This window comes from uncultured Enterovirga sp. (assembly GCF_964242715.1).
Taxonomy (GTDB): Bacteria; Pseudomonadota; Alphaproteobacteria; order Rhizobiales; family Beijerinckiaceae; genus Enterovirga.
In genome coordinates this window covers 36,889-54,052 of the sequence record NZ_CAXTAZ010000025.1, presented here as the reverse complement: position 1 = coordinate 54,052, position 17,164 = coordinate 36,889, and the positions used below count along the sequence as shown (strand labels likewise).

The 17,164-nt window shown below is 68.7% G+C and carries 17 protein-coding genes; 12 read left to right on the top strand and 5 right to left on the bottom strand.

The window, feature by feature from the left end; all coding sequences use genetic code 11:
• Positions 1-12: 12 nt before the first annotated feature.
• Genes hpnA through ACFE87_RS13780 form a run of 6 tightly spaced genes read left to right on the top strand, consistent with a single transcriptional unit; the run spans position 13 to position 6,819 of the window.
• Positions 13-1,008 carry a hopanoid-associated sugar epimerase gene (hpnA, locus tag ACFE87_RS13805; protein WP_375460218.1) on the top strand — a complete coding sequence of 332 codons (996 nt, stop codon included), beginning with the start codon at positions 13-15 and terminating at the stop codon, positions 1,006-1,008.
• Positions 1,005-1,892, top strand: a complete 888-nt coding sequence (hpnC, locus tag ACFE87_RS13800; protein ID WP_375460217.1) for a squalene synthase HpnC — start codon at positions 1,005-1,007, stop codon at positions 1,890-1,892. Before hpnA ends, hpnC begins: the two co-directional genes overlap by 4 nt.
• Positions 1,889-2,731, top strand: a complete 843-nt coding sequence (gene hpnD, locus ACFE87_RS13795) for a presqualene diphosphate synthase HpnD (RefSeq protein WP_375460216.1) — start codon at positions 1,889-1,891, stop codon at positions 2,729-2,731. The genes hpnC and hpnD overlap by 4 nt, the downstream gene beginning before the upstream one ends.
• The gene (gene hpnE / locus ACFE87_RS13790; RefSeq protein ID WP_375460215.1) at positions 2,728-4,017 is read left to right on the top strand and encodes a hydroxysqualene dehydroxylase HpnE; all 1,290 of its coding nucleotides are present in this window, start codon (positions 2,728-2,730) and stop codon (positions 4,015-4,017) included. The genes hpnD and hpnE overlap by 4 nt, the downstream gene beginning before the upstream one ends.
• The gene (shc, locus tag ACFE87_RS13785; protein ID WP_375460214.1) at positions 4,014-5,984 is read left to right on the top strand and encodes a squalene--hopene cyclase; all 1,971 of its coding nucleotides are present in this window, start codon (positions 4,014-4,016) and stop codon (positions 5,982-5,984) included. Before hpnE ends, shc begins: the two co-directional genes overlap by 4 nt.
• Positions 5,985-6,009: 25 nt before the next feature.
• Positions 6,010-6,819 carry a phosphorylase gene (locus tag ACFE87_RS13780; protein ID WP_375460213.1) on the top strand — a complete coding sequence of 270 codons (810 nt, stop codon included), beginning with the start codon at positions 6,010-6,012 and terminating at the stop codon, positions 6,817-6,819.
• Here the strand turns inward: ACFE87_RS13780 and hpnH are convergent.
• From hpnH to ACFE87_RS13755, 5 genes are all read right to left on the bottom strand, one after another.
• Positions 6,769-7,929, bottom strand: a complete 1,161-nt coding sequence (gene hpnH, locus ACFE87_RS13775) for an adenosyl-hopene transferase HpnH (RefSeq protein WP_375460212.1) — start codon at positions 7,927-7,929, stop codon at positions 6,769-6,771. The genes ACFE87_RS13780 and hpnH overlap by 51 nt on opposite strands.
• A 28-nt stretch (positions 7,930-7,957) precedes the next feature.
• The gene (gene ispH, locus ACFE87_RS13770) at positions 7,958-8,914 is read right to left on the bottom strand and encodes a 4-hydroxy-3-methylbut-2-enyl diphosphate reductase (RefSeq protein WP_375460235.1); all 957 of its coding nucleotides are present in this window, start codon (positions 8,912-8,914) and stop codon (positions 7,958-7,960) included.
• A 319-nt stretch (positions 8,915-9,233) separates the two neighbouring features.
• Positions 9,234-9,641 carry a tol-pal system-associated acyl-CoA thioesterase gene (ybgC, locus tag ACFE87_RS13765; protein ID WP_375460211.1) on the bottom strand — a complete coding sequence of 136 codons (408 nt, stop codon included), beginning with the start codon at positions 9,639-9,641 and terminating at the stop codon, positions 9,234-9,236.
• Positions 9,638-10,543: a metallophosphoesterase gene (locus ACFE87_RS13760; protein ID WP_375460210.1), complete on the bottom strand. Its 906-nt coding sequence runs from the start codon at positions 10,541-10,543 to the stop codon at positions 9,638-9,640. The genes ybgC and ACFE87_RS13760 overlap by 4 nt, the downstream gene beginning before the upstream one ends.
• Positions 10,544-10,586: 43 nt before the next feature.
• Positions 10,587-10,895 carry a hypothetical protein gene (locus tag ACFE87_RS13755; protein ID WP_375460209.1) on the bottom strand — a complete coding sequence of 103 codons (309 nt, stop codon included), beginning with the start codon at positions 10,893-10,895 and terminating at the stop codon, positions 10,587-10,589.
• 313 nt (positions 10,896-11,208) lie between these two features.
• Between ACFE87_RS13755 and ACFE87_RS13750 the strand changes: the two genes are divergently transcribed.
• The 6 genes from ACFE87_RS13750 to ACFE87_RS13725 all read left to right on the top strand — a co-directional run bounded on the left by ACFE87_RS13750 (position 11,209) and on the right by ACFE87_RS13725 (position 17,152).
• Positions 11,209-11,454: a hypothetical protein gene (locus ACFE87_RS13750; protein ID WP_375460208.1), complete on the top strand. Its 246-nt coding sequence runs from the start codon at positions 11,209-11,211 to the stop codon at positions 11,452-11,454.
• Positions 11,455-11,496: 42 nt separating this feature from the next.
• The gene (locus tag ACFE87_RS13745; protein WP_375460207.1) at positions 11,497-12,543 is read left to right on the top strand and encodes a putative FMN-dependent luciferase-like monooxygenase; all 1,047 of its coding nucleotides are present in this window, start codon (positions 11,497-11,499) and stop codon (positions 12,541-12,543) included.
• Between the two features lie 45 nt (positions 12,544-12,588).
• A complete protein-coding gene (locus ACFE87_RS13740; protein WP_375460206.1) occupies positions 12,589-13,191 on the top strand; it encodes a CMD domain protein in 603 nt (200 codons plus the stop codon).
• Between the two features lie 13 nt (positions 13,192-13,204).
• Positions 13,205-13,810, top strand: coding sequence for an alkylhydroperoxidase domain protein (locus ACFE87_RS13735; RefSeq protein WP_375460205.1), 606 nt, complete (start codon positions 13,205-13,207; stop codon positions 13,808-13,810).
• Between the two features lie 155 nt (positions 13,811-13,965).
• Positions 13,966-15,015 carry a rhamnosyl transferase gene (locus ACFE87_RS13730; protein ID WP_375460204.1) on the top strand — a complete coding sequence of 350 codons (1,050 nt, stop codon included), beginning with the start codon at positions 13,966-13,968 and terminating at the stop codon, positions 15,013-15,015.
• Between the two features lie 28 nt (positions 15,016-15,043).
• Entirely contained in the window at positions 15,044-17,152 is a 2,109-nt protein-coding gene (locus ACFE87_RS13725) for a glycosyltransferase (RefSeq protein WP_375460203.1), read from the top strand.
• The last annotated feature ends 12 nt before the right edge of the window (positions 17,153-17,164 follow it).

Here is a 17,164-nt window from a genome sequence, read left to right as displayed (position 1 = left end):
CCTTCTGGTGCGATGGATCCGGTCATCGAGGAAAACGGCACCGTTCTGGTGACGGGCGCGTCGGGCTTTGTGGGCTCGGCTGTCGCGAACACCTTCCGGGATGCCGGCTACCGCGTTCGCGTCCTCGTGCGGCCATCGAGCCCCCGGACCAATCTCCACCCGGCCGACGAGATCGTCGAGGGCGACCTCCGCAATCCGTTGTCCCTTGGCCCGGCCTTGTCCGGCATGCGCCACCTGATCCACGTCGCCGCCGATTATCGGCTCTGGTCCAGGCGCCCTGACGAGTTGGTCGAAACCAATGTGGAAGGCACTCGCAGCCTGATGCGGGAGGCGCTGCGGGCGGGCATCGAGCGGGTCGTCTACACGTCCAGCGTGGCGACCATCATGCCCGGTCACGACGAGACGCGTCCCCTGACGGAGGGCGAAGCCATCGGGGTCTACAAACGGAGCAAGGTCCTGGCCGAGCGGATGGTCGAGACGATGGTTCGCGATGAGGGCCTTCCGGCCGTGATCGTGAACCCGTCGACCCCGATCGGACCGCGCGACGTGAAGCCGACCCCGACCGGTCGGGTGATCGTGGAGGCGGCGTCCGGCCGGATGCCGGGCTTCGTCGACACGGGCCTGAACCTCGTCCATGTGGACGACGTCGCGTCCGGCCATCTCGCCGCTCTGCGTCGGGGCCGGATCGGCGAGCGTTATATTCTCGGCGGCGAGAACGTCCTCCTGTCGCGCATGCTCGCCGACATCGCTGCCCTCGTCGGCCGGCGGGCGCCGACCTTGCGCATTCCGCGCCAGGCGATCTGGCCGCTCGCGATCGGGGCCGAGGCCCTGGCCCGGATCACGGGCCGGGAACCCTTCGTGACGCGCGACGCCCTGCGAATGGCGAAATACCGGATGTTCTTCGACGATGCCAAGGCGAGGCGGGAGCTCGGCTATGTGTCGCGTCCCTACCGGGAGGGCCTCGTGGATGCCGTGAGCTGGTTCAAGAGCGCGGGTGCGCTCCGATGAGCAATCCCAAGGGCACCTCCGCCACCGAAGCCCGGTCCGGCAAGGGCCATACGGACGAGAATTTTCCGGTCGCCCGGCTCATCCATCCGCGCCATCGCGGTGCGATCCTCGCTTTCTACCATTTCGTGCGCGCTGCCGACGATGTCGCCGATCACGCAACCCTCACTCAGGACGAGAAACTTCGGCTGCTCGATGGCCTCGATGATTCCCTGACGGGTCGCGGACCTCCGGATCGGGAGGCCGAACCTCTTTGCGTCGCCTTGGCCGAGCGCGGGATGCCGGCGACCCACGCGCAGGATCTCCTCGAGGCCTTTCGGCTCGATGCCCGTAAGTCGCGCTACCGCGACTGGGCCGACCTCATGCATTATTGCTCGCTGTCGGCCATGCCCGTCGGGCGGTTCGTGCTCGACATCCACGGCGAGGATCGCGCGACCTGGTCGGCCTCGGACCCCCTCTGCGCCGCCCTCCAGGTCATCAACCACCTCCAGGATTGCGGCAAGGATGCCCGCGATCTCGACCGGGTCTACCTTCCCGAGGACGCCCTCGCCCGGCACGGGGCCAGCGTCATAGACCTCAGGTCGACGCAGGCGACCCCAGCACTGCTCGCGACCATCCGCGACCTCGCCGGGCGCTCGGCCGGCCTTCTCGCGGACAGCGCCGCCTTTCCGGGCCGCGTTCGCGATCGCAGGCTCGGCCTCGAGGTCGCCGTGATCCAGACACTCGCCGAGGCGCTGGTCGGCAAGCTGAAGAGCCGCGATCCCTTGTCCGAGCGGGTCCATGCGACCAAGGCCGAAGCGCTGGGCTCGGCCGTCCTCGGCGTCGGGCGGGCGCTCTGGCAGCGGCGCCCCGGCACCCGCAGCCTTCGGATCGGAGCCGCCCGATGAGCGCGACGTTGCAGGCGGGCGCCACGGCCGCACCTTCGCTCCCGGCCGCCGGCTCTTCGTTCTATCTCGGGATGCGTATCCTGCCGAAGGCCCGGCGGGAGGCCATGTACGCCATCTACGCCTTCTGTCGGGCGGTCGACGACATCGCCGACGACGGCGGGCCGCGGCCGGCCCGCGAGGACGCGCTGGCGCGTTGGCGGCAAGATATCGAGGCCCTCTATGCGGGCGAGGTCCGGCCGGCCACGACCGCGCTCGCCCCTCATATCCGGCCGTTCCGACTCGACCGCGACGGCTTCCTCGACATGATAGACGGCATGGAGATGGATGTCCGGGCCGACATCCAGGCTCCTGATTGGGCGACGCTCGACATCTATTGCGACCGGGTCGCGAGTTCGGTCGGCAGGCTCTCGGCCCGGGTCTTCGGGCTGCCGGACAACGAGGCCGACGAACTTGCCCACCATCTCGGCCGGGCACTCCAGTTGACGAACATCCTGCGCGACCTCGACGAGGATGCAGCGATCGGGCGGCTCTATCTGCCCCGCGAAGCCCTGGAGCGGGCCGGGATGCAGGAGCTCTCGCCCTCTGCCGTTCTCGCCCATCCCGGTCTGGATCACGCCTGCGCCGAATTGGTCACGCGCGCACGGCACCATTACGACGAGGCGGATCGGGTGATGCGCGGCCAGCCGCGCCGCGTCGTTCGGGCGCCGCGCCTGATGGAGGCGGCCTACCGCTCCGTGCTCGACCGCATGGCGCGACGGGGTTTCGCATCGCCCCGGACCCGGGTCAGAACGGGAAAACTCAGGCTCCTCGTGTCGCTCATCCGGCACGCCTTCGGGTGAGCGCCGGGTGCGTGCATGTGGTCGGCGCTGGGGTTGCGGGCCTCAGCGCCGCGGTCCGGCTCGCCGAACAGGGCGAGCGCGTCGTGCTGCACGAGGCCGCAAAGGCTGCCGGCGGACGCTGCCGGTCCTACCATGACACAACGCTCGGTCTGACGATCGACAACGGCAACCACCTCCTTCTCGCCGGCAACCGCGCCGCGATGGCCTATCTCCGCCTGGTCGGCGGACTTGGCGCCCTCGAAGATCCGGACGAGGCCGTGTTCGACTTCGCCGATCTCGCGAGCGGCGAGCGTTGGCAACTACGCCCCAATGCCGGGCGCCTGCCCTGGTGGATCTTCGTCGCCTCGCGCCGCGTACCCGGCACGACCTTCCGCGACTATCTCGCGCCGCTATCGATCATGCGCGCGAAAACCGGACAGACGATCGGCGAGGTGATGCGCTGCGAAGGGGCACTCTGGCGCCGGCTCTGGCAGCCGGTGCTGCTGGCCGCCCTCAACACCGAGCCCGAAATCTCCGCCGCCAGCCTCGCCGCGCCCGTGCTCCGCGAGACGCTCGGAGCGGGAGGGCGGGCCTGCCGGCCCCTCGTTGCCACCGGCGGGCTGTCGGCCGCCTTCGTCGATCCGGCCCTCACCTATCTCGCGCAGCATGGCGGCCAATTGCGCCTCGGCACGCGCCTGCGCGCGCTGGAGACCGCAGAGGATCGGGTCCAGGCGCTCCATTTCGCGGAAGGGGATGTCGTGGTCGGGCCGGATGACGCCGTGATCCTGGCCGTCCCTCCGCCGGTCGCGTCCGGACTCCTCCCGGGCCTCACCATCCCGGGCGAGTTCCGGGGCATCCTGAACGCCCATTTTCGCATCGCGCCGCCCGCCGGCCAGCCGCTGCTCCTGGGACTGGTCGGCGGGACCTCGGAATGGCTCTTCGCCTATCCCGACCGCCTGTCTGTCACGATCAGCGCCGGCGATCGCTTCTTCGACGATTCTCGCGAGTCGCTCGCCGAGCGGATCTGGCGGGAGGTCGCCGCCGTGACCGGTCTCGATCCGGGCGCGCTGCCGCCCTGGCAGATTGTAAAGGAGCGTCGTGCCACATTCGCCGCGACGCCGGAGGAAACGGCGCGGCGGCCGCCCTGCGCGACCGCTTACCGTAATCTGGCGCTCGCGGGTGATTGGGTGGATACGGGGTTGCCCGCGACGATCGAAGGCGCGATACGGTCGGGCGAGGCGGCGGTCCACATGTTGCAACGCGGCGACAGTCGCGCCATGCGTTCTGTGTCAAGGGTTTGTCTGTGAATTTCGTCGCTCCCATACGGCACGAGCATGGTGCCGCTCCCGCGGAATTTGCGCTCGAGTCGTCCATCACCTCGGCGACGGCCGCCCTTCTCCGCAGCCAGCACGAGGACGGGCATTGGTGCTTCGAGCTCGAGGCCGACGCCACCATTCCGGCCGAGTATGTGCTGCTCCGGCACTACCTGGCCGAGACGCCGGATCTCGATCTCGAGGCGAAGATCGCGCGCTATCTGCGCCGAATTCAAGGCGAGCACGGCGGCTGGCCGCTCTATCACGGCGGCGCACTCGACCTGTCGGCGTCGGTGAAGGCCTATTTCGCCCTGAAGATGATCGGCGACGACCCGAACGAGCCCCACATGGCGCAGGCCCGGGAGGCGATCCTCGCCCAGGGCGGCGCGGCCTCGGTCAACGTCTTCACGCGGACGCTGCTCGCGCTCTACGGCGAGGTCTCCTGGAAGACGATCCCGTCGATGCCCGTCGAGATGATTCTCCTGCCGCGCTGGTTCCCGATTCATCTCGGCAAGATGTCGTATTGGGCCCGGACGGTGCTGGCACCGCTTCTCGTCATCATGGCGCTGAAGCCCCAGGCCCGTAATCCTCGGGGGATCGGCATCCCGGAACTGTTCGGCTCGACCCCTGCGCCCCGGCGCGGGACGCAATCGCATGCGAAGCGGGGCTGGGCGGCGCTGTTCAAGAGCCTCGACATCGTGCTCAAGGGCGTCGACCCTCATTGGCCGACGAAGCTCCGCGCTCGCGCGATCGATCAGGCCGTCGCCTTTACGCGGGAAAGGCTGAACGGAGAGGACGGACTCGGCGGAATCTATCCGGCGATGTCGAACTCGATCGTGATGTTCGACGCGCTCGGCTTCGGTGAGGACTATCCAGAACGCGTCGTCGCGCGGCGGGCGATCGAGAAGCTCCTCGTGGACGATGGCGAGGAAGCCTATCTGCAGCCCTGCGTCTCGCCGGTCTGGGACACCGCGCTGGCGGCCCATGCGCTTCTCGAGACCGGCGACGGCGAGGCCGAGCAGGCCGTCGTCGAGGCCATGCATTGGCTGAAGCCGCGCCAGATTCTCGACGTCAAGGGAGATTGGGCCGAGGATCGGCCCGACCTTCGGCCGGGGGGCTGGGCATTCCAGTACGGCAACGCCCATTACCCGGACACCGACGACACTGCGGCCGTGGTGATGGCGATGGACCGGCTGCGGCCGAAGCTCGCCGGAAAGAACGACTTCGACGAGCCGGTCGCACGTGCCCGCGAATGGATCGAGGGCATGCAAAGCCGCGATGGCGGCTGGGGCGCCTTCGACGTCGACAACACCTATGAGTACCTGAACAACATCCCCTTCGCCGACCATGGCGCGCTCCTCGACGCTCCGACCGTCGACGTCTCCGCCCGTTGCGTCGGGATGCTGGCGCAGCTCGGCGAGCCGTCCGACAGCCCGCGCATGAAGGCGGCTCTCGCCTATCTCGAGCAGGACCAGCGCGAGGACGGCAGCTGGTTCGGGCGCTGGGGCGTCAACTACGTCTACGGCACATGGTCGGCGCTCATCGCCCTGAACGCAGCCGGCGCGGACCTTTCCTCCCCGGTCGTGGCGCGGGCCGCTGCCTGGCTCGTCGCCGTCCAGAATCCGGACGGCGGCTGGGGCGAAGATTGCGACAGCTACCGCCTCAACTATTCCGGTTATCAGGCGGCGCCCTCGACGCCGTCGCAGAGCGCCTGGGCGCTCCTCGGCCTGATGGCGGCCGGCTGCGTCGAGAGCGAAGCGGTGGAGCGCGGCATCCGCTACCTCACCGAGACGCAGGAGGCGGACGGCCTGTGGCATCAAGACTCCTACACGGGCGGCGGCTTCCCGCGGGTCTTCTACCTCCGCTACCACGGCTACCCGAAATACTTCCCGCTCTGGGCCCTCGCCCGCTACCGCAACCTGAAGCGCTCGAACACGCAGCGGGTCGCCTGGGGCATGTGACGAGCGGCCCCTCCTGGGATCCTCCATGACGACCATCCTCGTCGTCTGCGGCCTCGGGCACGAGGCCAGGATCGCCGCCGGTTCCAACATCGTGACCGTTGCAGGAGGCGGGGTGCGGGCGATCCTCGAACGACGCCTTCAAGCGGTGCCTCGCGAGGGCATTGATGCCGTGATCAGCTTTGGCTTGGCTGGCGCCCTCGATCCGTTGCTCCGCGTCGGCGACATTCTCGTGCCGGATCACGTCCTGAGCCTCGACGGCGAAAGCTGGCCAACGACCCCTGAGCTTCGGGAGCGCTGGACCGGGTTCGGGATCGGCGAGCCTGACCGGCCTGCCTCGATGCCTCGTTCGTCCTCCGAGGCCCCGCTACGCGGGGCGCCTCAGGATGAGGAGGGCGGTGAAATCGATCCACGTCCTCGACCTGAGGTGCGAGTCGAACGCGAGCCTCGAATCACGCCGTCCGGCTCGATTGCGCTCCTCGGCGTCGATGCGCCGGTTCTAGGAACAGCAGACAAGGCTCGGCTACGGGCCGACACCGGCGCCGCCGCGGTCGACATGGAATCCCATATCGCAGCCCGCTACGCCGCCGCCCACGACCTGCCGTTTGCAGCTTTGCGGGCGGTTTCCGACGGAGCCGATCACAGCCTGCCGCCTGTCGCAGGTGCCGCCATGCGGCCGGACGGATCCGTGGATGTTCTCGGGGTGATCAGGGGGCTGGCCCGCGACCCGGGCCAACTAGCGGCGCTCCTCGCCACGGCCCGCGATGCGGGCCGGGCGTTCCGGGCATTACGCCGCGTTCGCGGCTTTCTGGGGCCGGGGTTCGGCCTTCAGCTCTGACAGCTTCTGCTGGACGTTGCGCGAGAAGACATACTCGGCCGGCCGCTGCTTCGAGAGGTCGACATCCGGCGCCATCTCGGCTTCGGTTCCGATGCCGAACAGCGCAACCTTCGCGGCCGCCCAGGGACGGCGAACCGTGTCCATCACGGCGGTCGCCTCGAAGCCCGAATGGACCATGCAGTCGGCGCACTTCTCGTAATTGCCGACGCCGTAATTATCCCAGTTCGTGTCTTCCATCAGCTCCTTGAAGGTCTTGGCATAGCCTTCGCCGAGGAGGTAGCAGGGCTTCTGCCAGCCGAACACGGTGCGGGTGGGATTGCCCCACGGCGTGCACTTGTAGGTCTGGTTGCCGGCCAGGAAGTCCAGGAACATCGTGGACTGGTTGAAGGCCCAGCGCTTGCCGCCCGCCCTCGCCTTCTCCTTGCCGCGCCGGAACACGCCGCGGAACAGGTCCTTCGTCGTCTTCCGGTTCAGGAAGTGCTTCTGGTCGGGCGCGCGCTCATAGGCGTAGCCCGGCGACACCGTGATTCCGTCGACGCCCATCGCCGTGACCGTGTCGAAGAAGTTCGCCACGCGCTCCGGATCGGAATCGTTGAAGAACGTGCAGTTGATCGTGACCCGGAAACCCTTGTCCTTGGCGAGCTTGAGGGCCGCGGTGGCCTTCTCGTAGACGCCAGCCTTGCAGACGGACTTGTCGTGCATCTGCTCGTCGCCATCGAGATGGATCGACCAGGTGAAATACGGCGAGGGCTTGTACTGGTCGATCTTCTTCTCGAGCAGGAGCGCGTTCGTGCAGACGATCGCGTATTTCCGCCGCGCGACGATGCCGTCGACGATCTTCGGCAGGTCCTTGTGGATGAGCGGTTCGCCGCCCGCCATGACGACGACCGGGGCGCCGCATTCGTCCACCGCGCCCAGCGCGTCCTCGACCGAGATGCGCCGGTTCAGGATTTCGTCCGGATAATCAATCTTGCCGCAGCCGGCGCAGGCGAGGTTACAGCGGAAGAGCGGCTCCAGCATCAGCACCAGCGGGTAACGCTTGTTACCCTTCAGATGCTGCTTCACGACATAGCTGCCGACCGACACGATCTGTCGAAGAGGAATACCCACGCTGATCTCTTGCTTTCGTTGCGGGCCGTCAGGCCGCCGCGTTCTGGGCTGCGGCTGGCTCGGGGCTGCGCAGCTCGAACGGAAGGTTGAAGGTGATGTTTTCCTCGGTGCCGTCGAGGATCGAGACCTCGACCGGTCCGATCCGCCGGAGCGCGTCGATCACGCTGTCGACGAGCACCTCGGGGGCCGAGGCGCCGGCCGTGAGCCCGATCGTCCTCGCGCCGACGAGCCAGGCCGGATCGACCTCGCTGCCATCGGCCACGAGATAACTCGGGAGCCCCGCCTCTTCGCCGACGTCGCGCAGGCGGTTGGAATTCGAGGAATTCCGTGCGCCAACGACGAGGAGGACGTCGACGAGGCCGGTCAGCTGGCGAACGGCCGCCTGCCGATTCTGAGTCGCGTAGCAGATGTCGCGGATATCGGGCCCGATCACGTCAGTGAAGCGGGAGGTCAGAGCCTCGATGATGGAGCGGGTATCGTCGACCGAGAGCGTCGTCTGGGTGATGTAGGCGATCGGCGTGTCGAGGGCGAGCGGCAGCGTCGCGACGTCGGCCGCGGTCTGGACGAGATGCACCTCGGCGTCGATCTGGCCGAGGGTGCCGACGACCTCCGGATGCCCTGCATGCCCGACCAGAACGAGCTTTCGGCCCTGGGTCACGTAGCGGCGGCCTTGGTTGTGGACCTTCGTCACCAGCGGACAGGTGGCGTCGAGCACCGGCAGGCTGCGGAGCTTCGCGTCATCCTGGACCGAGCGGGCCACGCCATGGGCGGAGAACACCGTCACGGCGCCGGCCGGGACCTCGGACAGCTCCTTCACGAACACGGCGCCCTTGGCCTTGAGCGTCTCGACCACATGTCGATTATGAACGATCTCGTGGCGCACGTAGATCGGGGCGCCGTATTTCGTGAGCGCACGCTCGACGATGTCGATCGCCCGAACCACGCCCGCACAAAATCCTCGCGGCTGGGCGAGCACCACCTTCATCGTCACACCCTTGTTGCCGGAGCCCCGAGCTGCGGGCTCGGCTGCGATCCCTTCGAGAGGATCGGACAATCGCCGATAGATATTATGCACCCTGCGACGCTGGTCGTCGAGGATGAGCTCGTGATCACCCTTAATGGTCGAGGACACGATGCGAAAGCGCCTTCCACCTGTCCGTCCGGTTGCGCCGGGCAGAACCGACCACCCCGCCCGCGGAGACGCGGACGAATCTTCGGTCAGCCAACCATTCTCACATGGTGATGGTCGCACCGCGAGATGGTGCGGCGCGGTGTAGCGACGCGCTCGGAGCCCTGGGCGTCGGCTACGTGCCGTCTCCGACGAGCTTGGGACGGAGCCAGTCCGGGATCCGGACCGGCCGGCCGCCGGACAGAGCGGCGACGAGAACCGTTGCCGTGATCAGCACCTCGCCGTCCCGAAGGATGCGCTGCTCGATATCAAGCGTGGCGCCCCGAATCGCTGCCGTGCGGGTCTGGATGGTCACGATGTCGTCCATCCGGGCAGGCCTGACGAAGTCGATCAGCATCCGGCGCACGACAAAGCCCATCCCGCTGCCTTCGGCGTGAAGGCTGGATTGGTCGACGCCCGCGCTCCGGAGATGCTCCGTGCGACCTCGTTCGAGGAAGCGAAGGTAGCTCGCGTGGTAGACGACCCCGGAAAAATCCGTGTCCTCGTAATAGACCCGGACCGGCATCTGGTGGGGCGGGTTCATGCCGCGGACCCGAGTTCGACGAGGGTGATCTCGGGCGGGACCCCGAACCGGACCGGGACAATGCTGTAGCCGAGCCCGCCCGAGACGACGAGGTCCGTATGCTCGCGGACGTGGCCATAGGCGTAGCGATTACGGAACCGGGATGGGACCACCGGCGAATAGCCGAAGAGGCGGACCTGGCCCCCGTGGGTGTGCCCGCACAGGGTCAGCGCGACATGAGCCGGGACCTGCGGGAAGATATCCGGCTCGTGAGCCAGGAGGATCGAGGGGGCGCCCTTCGGGATCGCGGCCAGGGTTCCCGGCAGATCCTCGATCCCGAGCCGTCGGGAGGGGTCGCGCCGCCTCGCCGGCAGGAAGGCGAGCTGGTCGCCGAGCCCGGCGAGCCATACGTCTCCGGACGCGGTGCGGAGCGGAACCGCCTCGTTCTGGAGCACCCGGATGCCGGCATCCTCCAATGCGCGCCGGGCAACCGGGCTCTCTCCCGTGCGCTGCGCCGTCCGGTCATCCCACCAATCGTGATTGCCGAGGACGGCGTGGACGCCGAGCGGCGCCCGCAGCGGTGCAAGCGCTCGGGACCAGTCCCGCGACTCGACGTAGGAGGCGACGATGCGGCTTCCGGCGACGAAGTCCCCGAGGAGAACGATCAGGTCCGGTTCGAGCGCATTCGCGGCCTCGGCAATCCGCCGGATGCGGGCCGCGCTCATGTAGGGATCGCTGGCGTGAATGTCGGACAATGCAGCGATCCGGATGCGAAGGCCCTCCGGCCAGGGCGCCTTCGGGACCATCTCGTGCCGGGCCACCACGAGCCGCATCGGCTCGACGCCTGCGGCATAGCCGGCCCCGAGCGCTCCCGCGAGAACCCCGCCGCCACCGACCTGCAGGACGCGCCGTCGCGTGACCATCAGCGACCCGACGGCGCCGGCTCGGACGGCCAGGGTAGTCTCATCAGCGGGAGCAATCCTTCTGGAGCCGGGCCGCGAGATCGGCCGCGGCCGCCGCCCATTCCGCCATCACGGGCTGGAGATTGGCATTGGCGTCCTCCAGCCGGGCGATCGCCTGCCGGGTCTCCTCGCCCACACGGGAGCGGACCGATCCGAGATCGATCTCGCGGGCGCCTCTCGCAAGACCCTTTACGCTCTCTCCGGCCGCGTTCAGCATCGGTCCGTAGGCAGCGCATTCGATGGTGGACAGGGCCTGCGCCTGGACCGGGATCGGCAGTGCGGCGAGGAGCATCATCAAAGGGACCAGGCGCATGGCGTGTCTCCAGATCCGGTCGTCCCGGGCGACCCGTGCCTCGGATGGCGCGCGCCCGAGCCCGTCCCGAACGAGGTAGCCGGCCGTAGGGCGAAGGTCGAGCCCGGCTCGGGTCCAGTATTTGGCGGACGCGAAGGGACGGCCCGGACACGGCCTTGCGGCGTCGCCTGCCGATTCTCAGGAAACAGGCCGAACTCCGCCACGCCGGGATATGCTGCCGCGTGCTGCAGCGCACAACCAGCCTGAGACTCGAGCCCCATATCGGCTCATCGCCACAAGGCCGCGACGAGCGGCCGAACCTCAGAGCCAACCCATGACCCGTCTCACCACCTTGATCCTGTCCGCCGGTCTGATCGCCGCGTCGGTCCCTGCCCTTGCCGAGCATGGCGGTGATCGCGAGGCGGCCGGAGGCGCCTTCATGTCGAGCTACAGCCGGAGCCCGTATGCGGCCGCGGGTGCGCCGACGTCGGCCTACGCCACGCCTGCACCGTCCTATGCCGAACCCGAAGCGACCGGCAGCGTCACTCCTCGGGCTCGCAGATCCCGGCCCGTGCGCTAAGCTTCGGCCACGCGCCACACCGGCCGCCGCTTCGGAAAGCTCATGACGCCAGACGACGGCCGGAAACGGATCGGCTTCTTCACCCGGATTCTCGATCCGGATGAGCCACGGGACCGATACCGGGCCGCGTTGGATCAGATCATGCTGGCCGAGGCGCTCGGCATGTCGTCTGCCTGGGTGGCCCAGCATCACTTCGATGGCGACGAAGGGGGATTGCCGTCCCCCTTCGTGTTCCTGGCAGAGGCCGCCGCCCGCACGGCGACCATCCGTCTCGGCACCGGGATCGTGACTCTCGCGCTCGAACAGCCGTTGCGAGTGGCGGAGGATGCGGCGGTGCTGGACATCCTCTCCGGCGGACGGCTCGAACTCGGCTTCGGCACGGGCGGGTCGCCCGGCTCCTTCGCGGCCTTCGACCTCGATCCCGGTAAGAAGGGCGTGGTCTTCGCCCGCCATCTCGGCCGGTTCCTCGAGGCGATCGACGGGCAGCCGATTGCGGGAGGCGCCCGGCTCTATCCGGCCGCGCCGGATCTTCGGCGCCGCATTTGGCAGGCGACATTCTCGGTCGAGGGCGCCGAGCGGGCGGGCCGCTCCGGTGACGGCCTCATGCTGTCCCGGACCCAGCCGCGACCGCCCGGCCGGGCTCTGACGCTCTCTGACCTCCAGAACCCGATGATCGAGGCCTATCTCGGCGCCCTCCCTCCGGGCGCGAGCCCGCGGATCCTCGCCTCCCGCAGCATCTTCGTGGCAGACGATCGTCGCGAGGCTTTTCGCCTTGCGGAAATCGGGATCGACCGCTTCTTGCACCGATTGCGGGCCGTCGGCCGCCCGACCCCGTCCGGGTCGCTGGCCGAGGTCATCGCCACGCTGGACATGCATGTGGGGACGCCGGACGACGTGATGCGGTCGCTCCGGGCCGAGACCGCCCTCACGCACGCGACCGAGGTCGCCGCACAGGTCCATCCTGCCGATCCGCCGCCCGCCCTCACGCTTCGGTCGATGGAGCTTTTCGCGACTGTCGTCGCCCCAGCCCTCGGTTGGACCACATCGAGCCGGCCGGCGACCCTTACGGCCGTTCGACAGGCCGGCTGAGCCGCGATAACCACCGCCCGGAAGGTTCCAGGAGGCAGAGGCAGAATGGCTCAGGGTGACGTCATCGACCGGCTCGTCGGGATCGAGCCGGGTTCGCATCTGGACACGATCCGGACCACGCGCCCGCAGACCCGCGACAACGCGCAGGCGAGCTTCGACGCGCTGTTCCGGCCCGTGGAAACCGGCGACGTGTCGCTCGAAGAGCGCTGCGCCCTCGCGCTGTTCGTGTCCGGCCTGCACGGCTCGGAGCCTGCCGGGGCATTCTATGCCGGCCTGCTGGAGGCCGATCCCGAAAAGGGCGGCCTCGTCGACAAGGTCCGGTCGGAAATCCGGCTCGCCGCCGCCGAAGGGCCGGCTGGGCATTATCCGGAAGGGCCGTTACGGCCGGAGAGCACGGACGGCCCGACCTACCGGGTCGGCGCAGATCGCAGGACCGGTCTCGGCGCGCGCCTCTCGGCCGCCTTCGACCACGCCCACATGCTGGTCTATCGGCCGCGCGAAGCCGCGCCCGAGGCGCTCCAGGTGCTGCTCCAGGCCGGCTGGACGACGACCGGGATCGTAACGATCTCGCAGATCGTCGCTTTCCTGGCTTTTCAGCTCCGGGTCGTTTCGGGCCTGCGTGCCCTCGCTGCCGCGCCCCGATCCTGACGAGGTGAGTTCGATGACCGACACGACCCTCACGCATCCGTCGCTCGACCGGCCGCCCGTCTTCACGCAGGAGGAGCTCGACTGGCTGCCCTGGCTCGAGCCGCTGCCGGCCGACCAGCTCACCGACCGCCATTGGGCCGGGCTGGTCGACGCCGCGCGGTCGAAGTCGGATTATTTCATGCTGCTCGCGCGGGATCCGGACATCCTGGGTGCGCGGACGAAGACCGACAAGGACATCTTCTACAACACGAAAATGGGTCTGCCGCGGGCCGAACGCGAGCTCTCGGCCGCCGCCGCCTCGCGCTTCAACGGCTGCATCTACTGCGCCTCGGTCCATGCCCGTTTCGCGAGCCAGTTCTCGAAGCGGCGCGAGGATGTGCAGCGCCTCCTCGACGAGGGCGTCTCCGTCACGATCGACTCGCGCTGGGACGCCGTGGTCTCGGCCTCCGTCGCGCTCAGCCGCACCCCCGCCGCCTTCGGCCAGACCGAGGTCGAAGCCCTCCGGGAAGCGGGGCTCGACGACCTCGAGATCTCCGACGTCATTCACGGCGCGGCTTTCTTCAATTGGGCCAACCGGCTGATGCTGTCGCTCGGTGAGCCGGCGCGGAGGGCGGCCTGACGGCACGCCGGAAGGTCCGGTCCGGTGCGGCCGACAGCCCCGCATTCCGTGAATGCGCCGCTCACGCGAGGGCACAAATGGTTGGCAAAGCAGGATGCCGGCGCTAGCAGTTCGGCCCGGCCTAAAGCATCCTGCGAAGGGCAAGACGCGATTTCATGACCACCCCTCAGCCGGGCCTGCGCGGCGTCGTGGCCTGTGTCCATGACGACGTTCGCAACGGCGCCGAACGGGATGCCCCCCCGAATGATCGTGTGATCGTCGACGCGAATGCCGGCATCGTGGTCTTCCACCCGGACGAGGCGCAGCTGACGCGCCTCGTCGCCCGGGTCGCGCCAGAGACACGAGAGGTCGCGGTCTTCGCCAATTCTCCGGTCTCGGCCGAGCTCGAAGCCCGGCTGCGAGACGCCTCCGGTACGACGGCTCTCGCCGTCCTGCGTCCGGAGGACAATGTCGGCCTCGGTCGGGCCTACAACGATCTCGTGTCTCGTGCGGTCAGCCAGGGCCTGCAACACCTTTTTCTGCTGGACCAGGACAGCCTGCCCGAGCCAGGCTCGCTGGCGAGGCTCGCGGAGACGCGCCGGATTCTCCGGGCAGGTGGAGAACGCCCGGCCATCGTCGGACCGCGGCCCTACGGCCCCGACGGTCGGCCGATGAGGATCGCCCGGCTCGCGGGGCAGACCGCACGCCCCATAGATGCGGCGGCCACGCCCGTGCAGTTCGTGATCTCGTCGGGCTCCCTCATCGGGCTCGAAGAGGCCGGGGCCATCGGTCCCTTCCGTCCCGATTATTTCATCGACGCGATCGACCTCGAATGGTGCTTTCGGGCGAATGCGCTCGGCTTCTCGATCTGGATCGCCGACGACATCCGCATGGACCACAGCCTGGGCCGTGGCGTGATCCGGCTTCCGGGCGGCCTTCTCCTCGCGGACCAGCCGCCGCGGCGGCTCTACACCTTCATCCGCAACCAGCTCTCGATGCTGCGGCTGCCCCACATACCGGTCCGGCACAGGGCGAAGACGGTTCTCTCGCTGCCGGTCCGCATCCTCGTCTACCTGGCCCGCAACCGCTTCTCGCGCGAAACCCGCGCGGCGATCCGGAACGGCGTCTTGGACGGGATACGGAACCGGCTCGGCCCGCCGGATCGGGCTTTTGCGCCCTGGCGTGGGACTCGGGTCAGCGCGAAGTCTAGCGGGATCGCGTCGTGACCTGGCCGACAGGACAGAGGAGGCCCGTATGGGGACCGGCCTCGGGCAGCTGATCGGTCATCCGCCGCTGAAACCCCTCCGGGCGCGGATCAAGCAGGCGCTGATCGCGTCGAGCGATAGAACCCTCGGCCGGCAGGCGACTCAAGGCCGGATCGGCCCGGATATCCGCTACAACCTGGCCATTCCCGGGCTGACGGGTCCCTGTCTTCTCACCCGGAACCGCGTGACCGTGTCAGGCTGGGTGCTCGACCTCGCGCGCGGATGCCCGCTTCCCTGGCGTGCGCGGATCGGCGGGCGCCTGCTCCCTGCGGAGCCGGTCGAGCGCGCCGACGTGGCGGCCGCCTTCGCGCCGCTGGCGGAGCTCCCCCTCCGTTGCGGCGGGACCCTGGGGACGCGCCTGCGGCCCGGTCCGCACCTCCTTCGCGTCGAGGCCGAGACGCAGCCGGGCCGCTGGGCGCCCGTCTTCCGCTGTCTCGTCCTGTGCCTCGACACCGATTTCGGCACGTTCGACCCCTGGGACATCAGCGACTATCCCGGATGGCGCGAGCGGGAGGCCCGTGTGCAGGCAGCCGACGCTGCGAGCCAGCGTGCCTACGCCGCGATGGTCGGATTTAGGCCCAGCGTCACGGCCATTGTCGAGGGCGGGGCCGGCGCGGCACGGGACGGCACCCTCCGGTCACTCGAGGCTCAGACATTCGAGGCCTGGACCGCGATCCTCGTCGGGCCGGATCCGTCCGGCAGCGGCCATGACGTCGCGCCGAACCTCGCCGCCGCCCTTGCCCGGGCCACCGGCGACTACGTGCTGCCCCTCAAAGCGGGCGACCGGCTGACGCCAGACGCGCTCTACCACCTTGCCGCGGCGGCCCAGGCCGATCCCGGCCTCGACCTCCTCTATGCCGACGAGGAGGGCGACACGGGGGGCTCCGATCCGCTGCCCTTCTTCAAGCCCGCCTGGAGCCCGGACACGCTGGAGAGCTTCGATTATCTCGGCGCGCCGGCGCTGTTTCGAGCCTCGCTCGTGCGCAACATCCCGGCGGAGGCGGCCTACGATCTCGCGCTTCGCTTCACCGAAACCACGGGACGCGTCCGCCACGTTCGGAAGGTCCTTTGCCACCGCCCTCACGCGTTTCCGAAACCTCGGCCGGAGGACGAGGCTCAGGACTTTCGCGCCCTGATGGGTCGCCTTCAACGGACCGGCCGAGCCGGCTCCGTCAACTCGATCGGGAACGGCCAGGCCTGCTACCGCCTCGACCTGTCTCTGTCCGCCTCGCCGCTCGTCTCCATCGTGATCCCTTCGGCAGGGCGCAACCTCGAGGTAGCCGGCCGACGGCGGGACCTCGTGGTCGAGTGCGTGCGCGACATTCGCGAGCGCTCCACCTACCGGAACGTCGAGATCGTGGTCGTGGTGAATCCCGATCTCGCTCCGGAGAAGGCCGAGGCGCTTGCGGCGCTCGGCTGCCGCACCCGTCTCTACGACGACCCCGACTTCAACGTCGCCCGCAAGCTCAATCTCGGGGCCGAACGGGCAACAGGCGAGTACCTTCTCCTCCTCAACGACGATGTCGAGGTGATCGCCCCCGACTGGATCGAGCGCCTTCTGGCACAGGCCCTGAAGCCGCATGTCGGCGTGGTCGGGGGCAAGCTGCTCTACCCGGACGGCACCGTGCAGCATGCCGGCGTCGTGACGCTGCACGGCAACCCGAACCATGTGCGGCGCGGCTTTCCGGATGCCGATCTCGGCTACGCCTTCAGCTCGGTCGCACCCCGGAACTACGGCGCTGTCACAGGCGCCTGCATGATGACCCGGACGGAGGTGTACCGGCAGGTTGGCGGCTACGAGGAAGCGTTCCCCATCCACTTCAACGACGTCGATTTCTGCTTCAAGGTCCGCCGGCTCGGGCTTCACATCGTCTACGAACCGGCCTGCCGGCTCTATCATTTCGAATCCGCCTCGCGCCGGCCCGGCATCCACCCGGACGAACTCGCCCTCTTCCAGTCGCGGTGGCCGTCGGAGACCCTCGACGATCCGTTCTACGCCAACCACGCCTTTGGAACGGCGCCGCCGAATTTCGAGATCTTCATGCGAACTCCCAGGACACCACGCGCAGGACGCCCCCGTGCACGCGGCCCGACGTGACGCGCCGAGTTC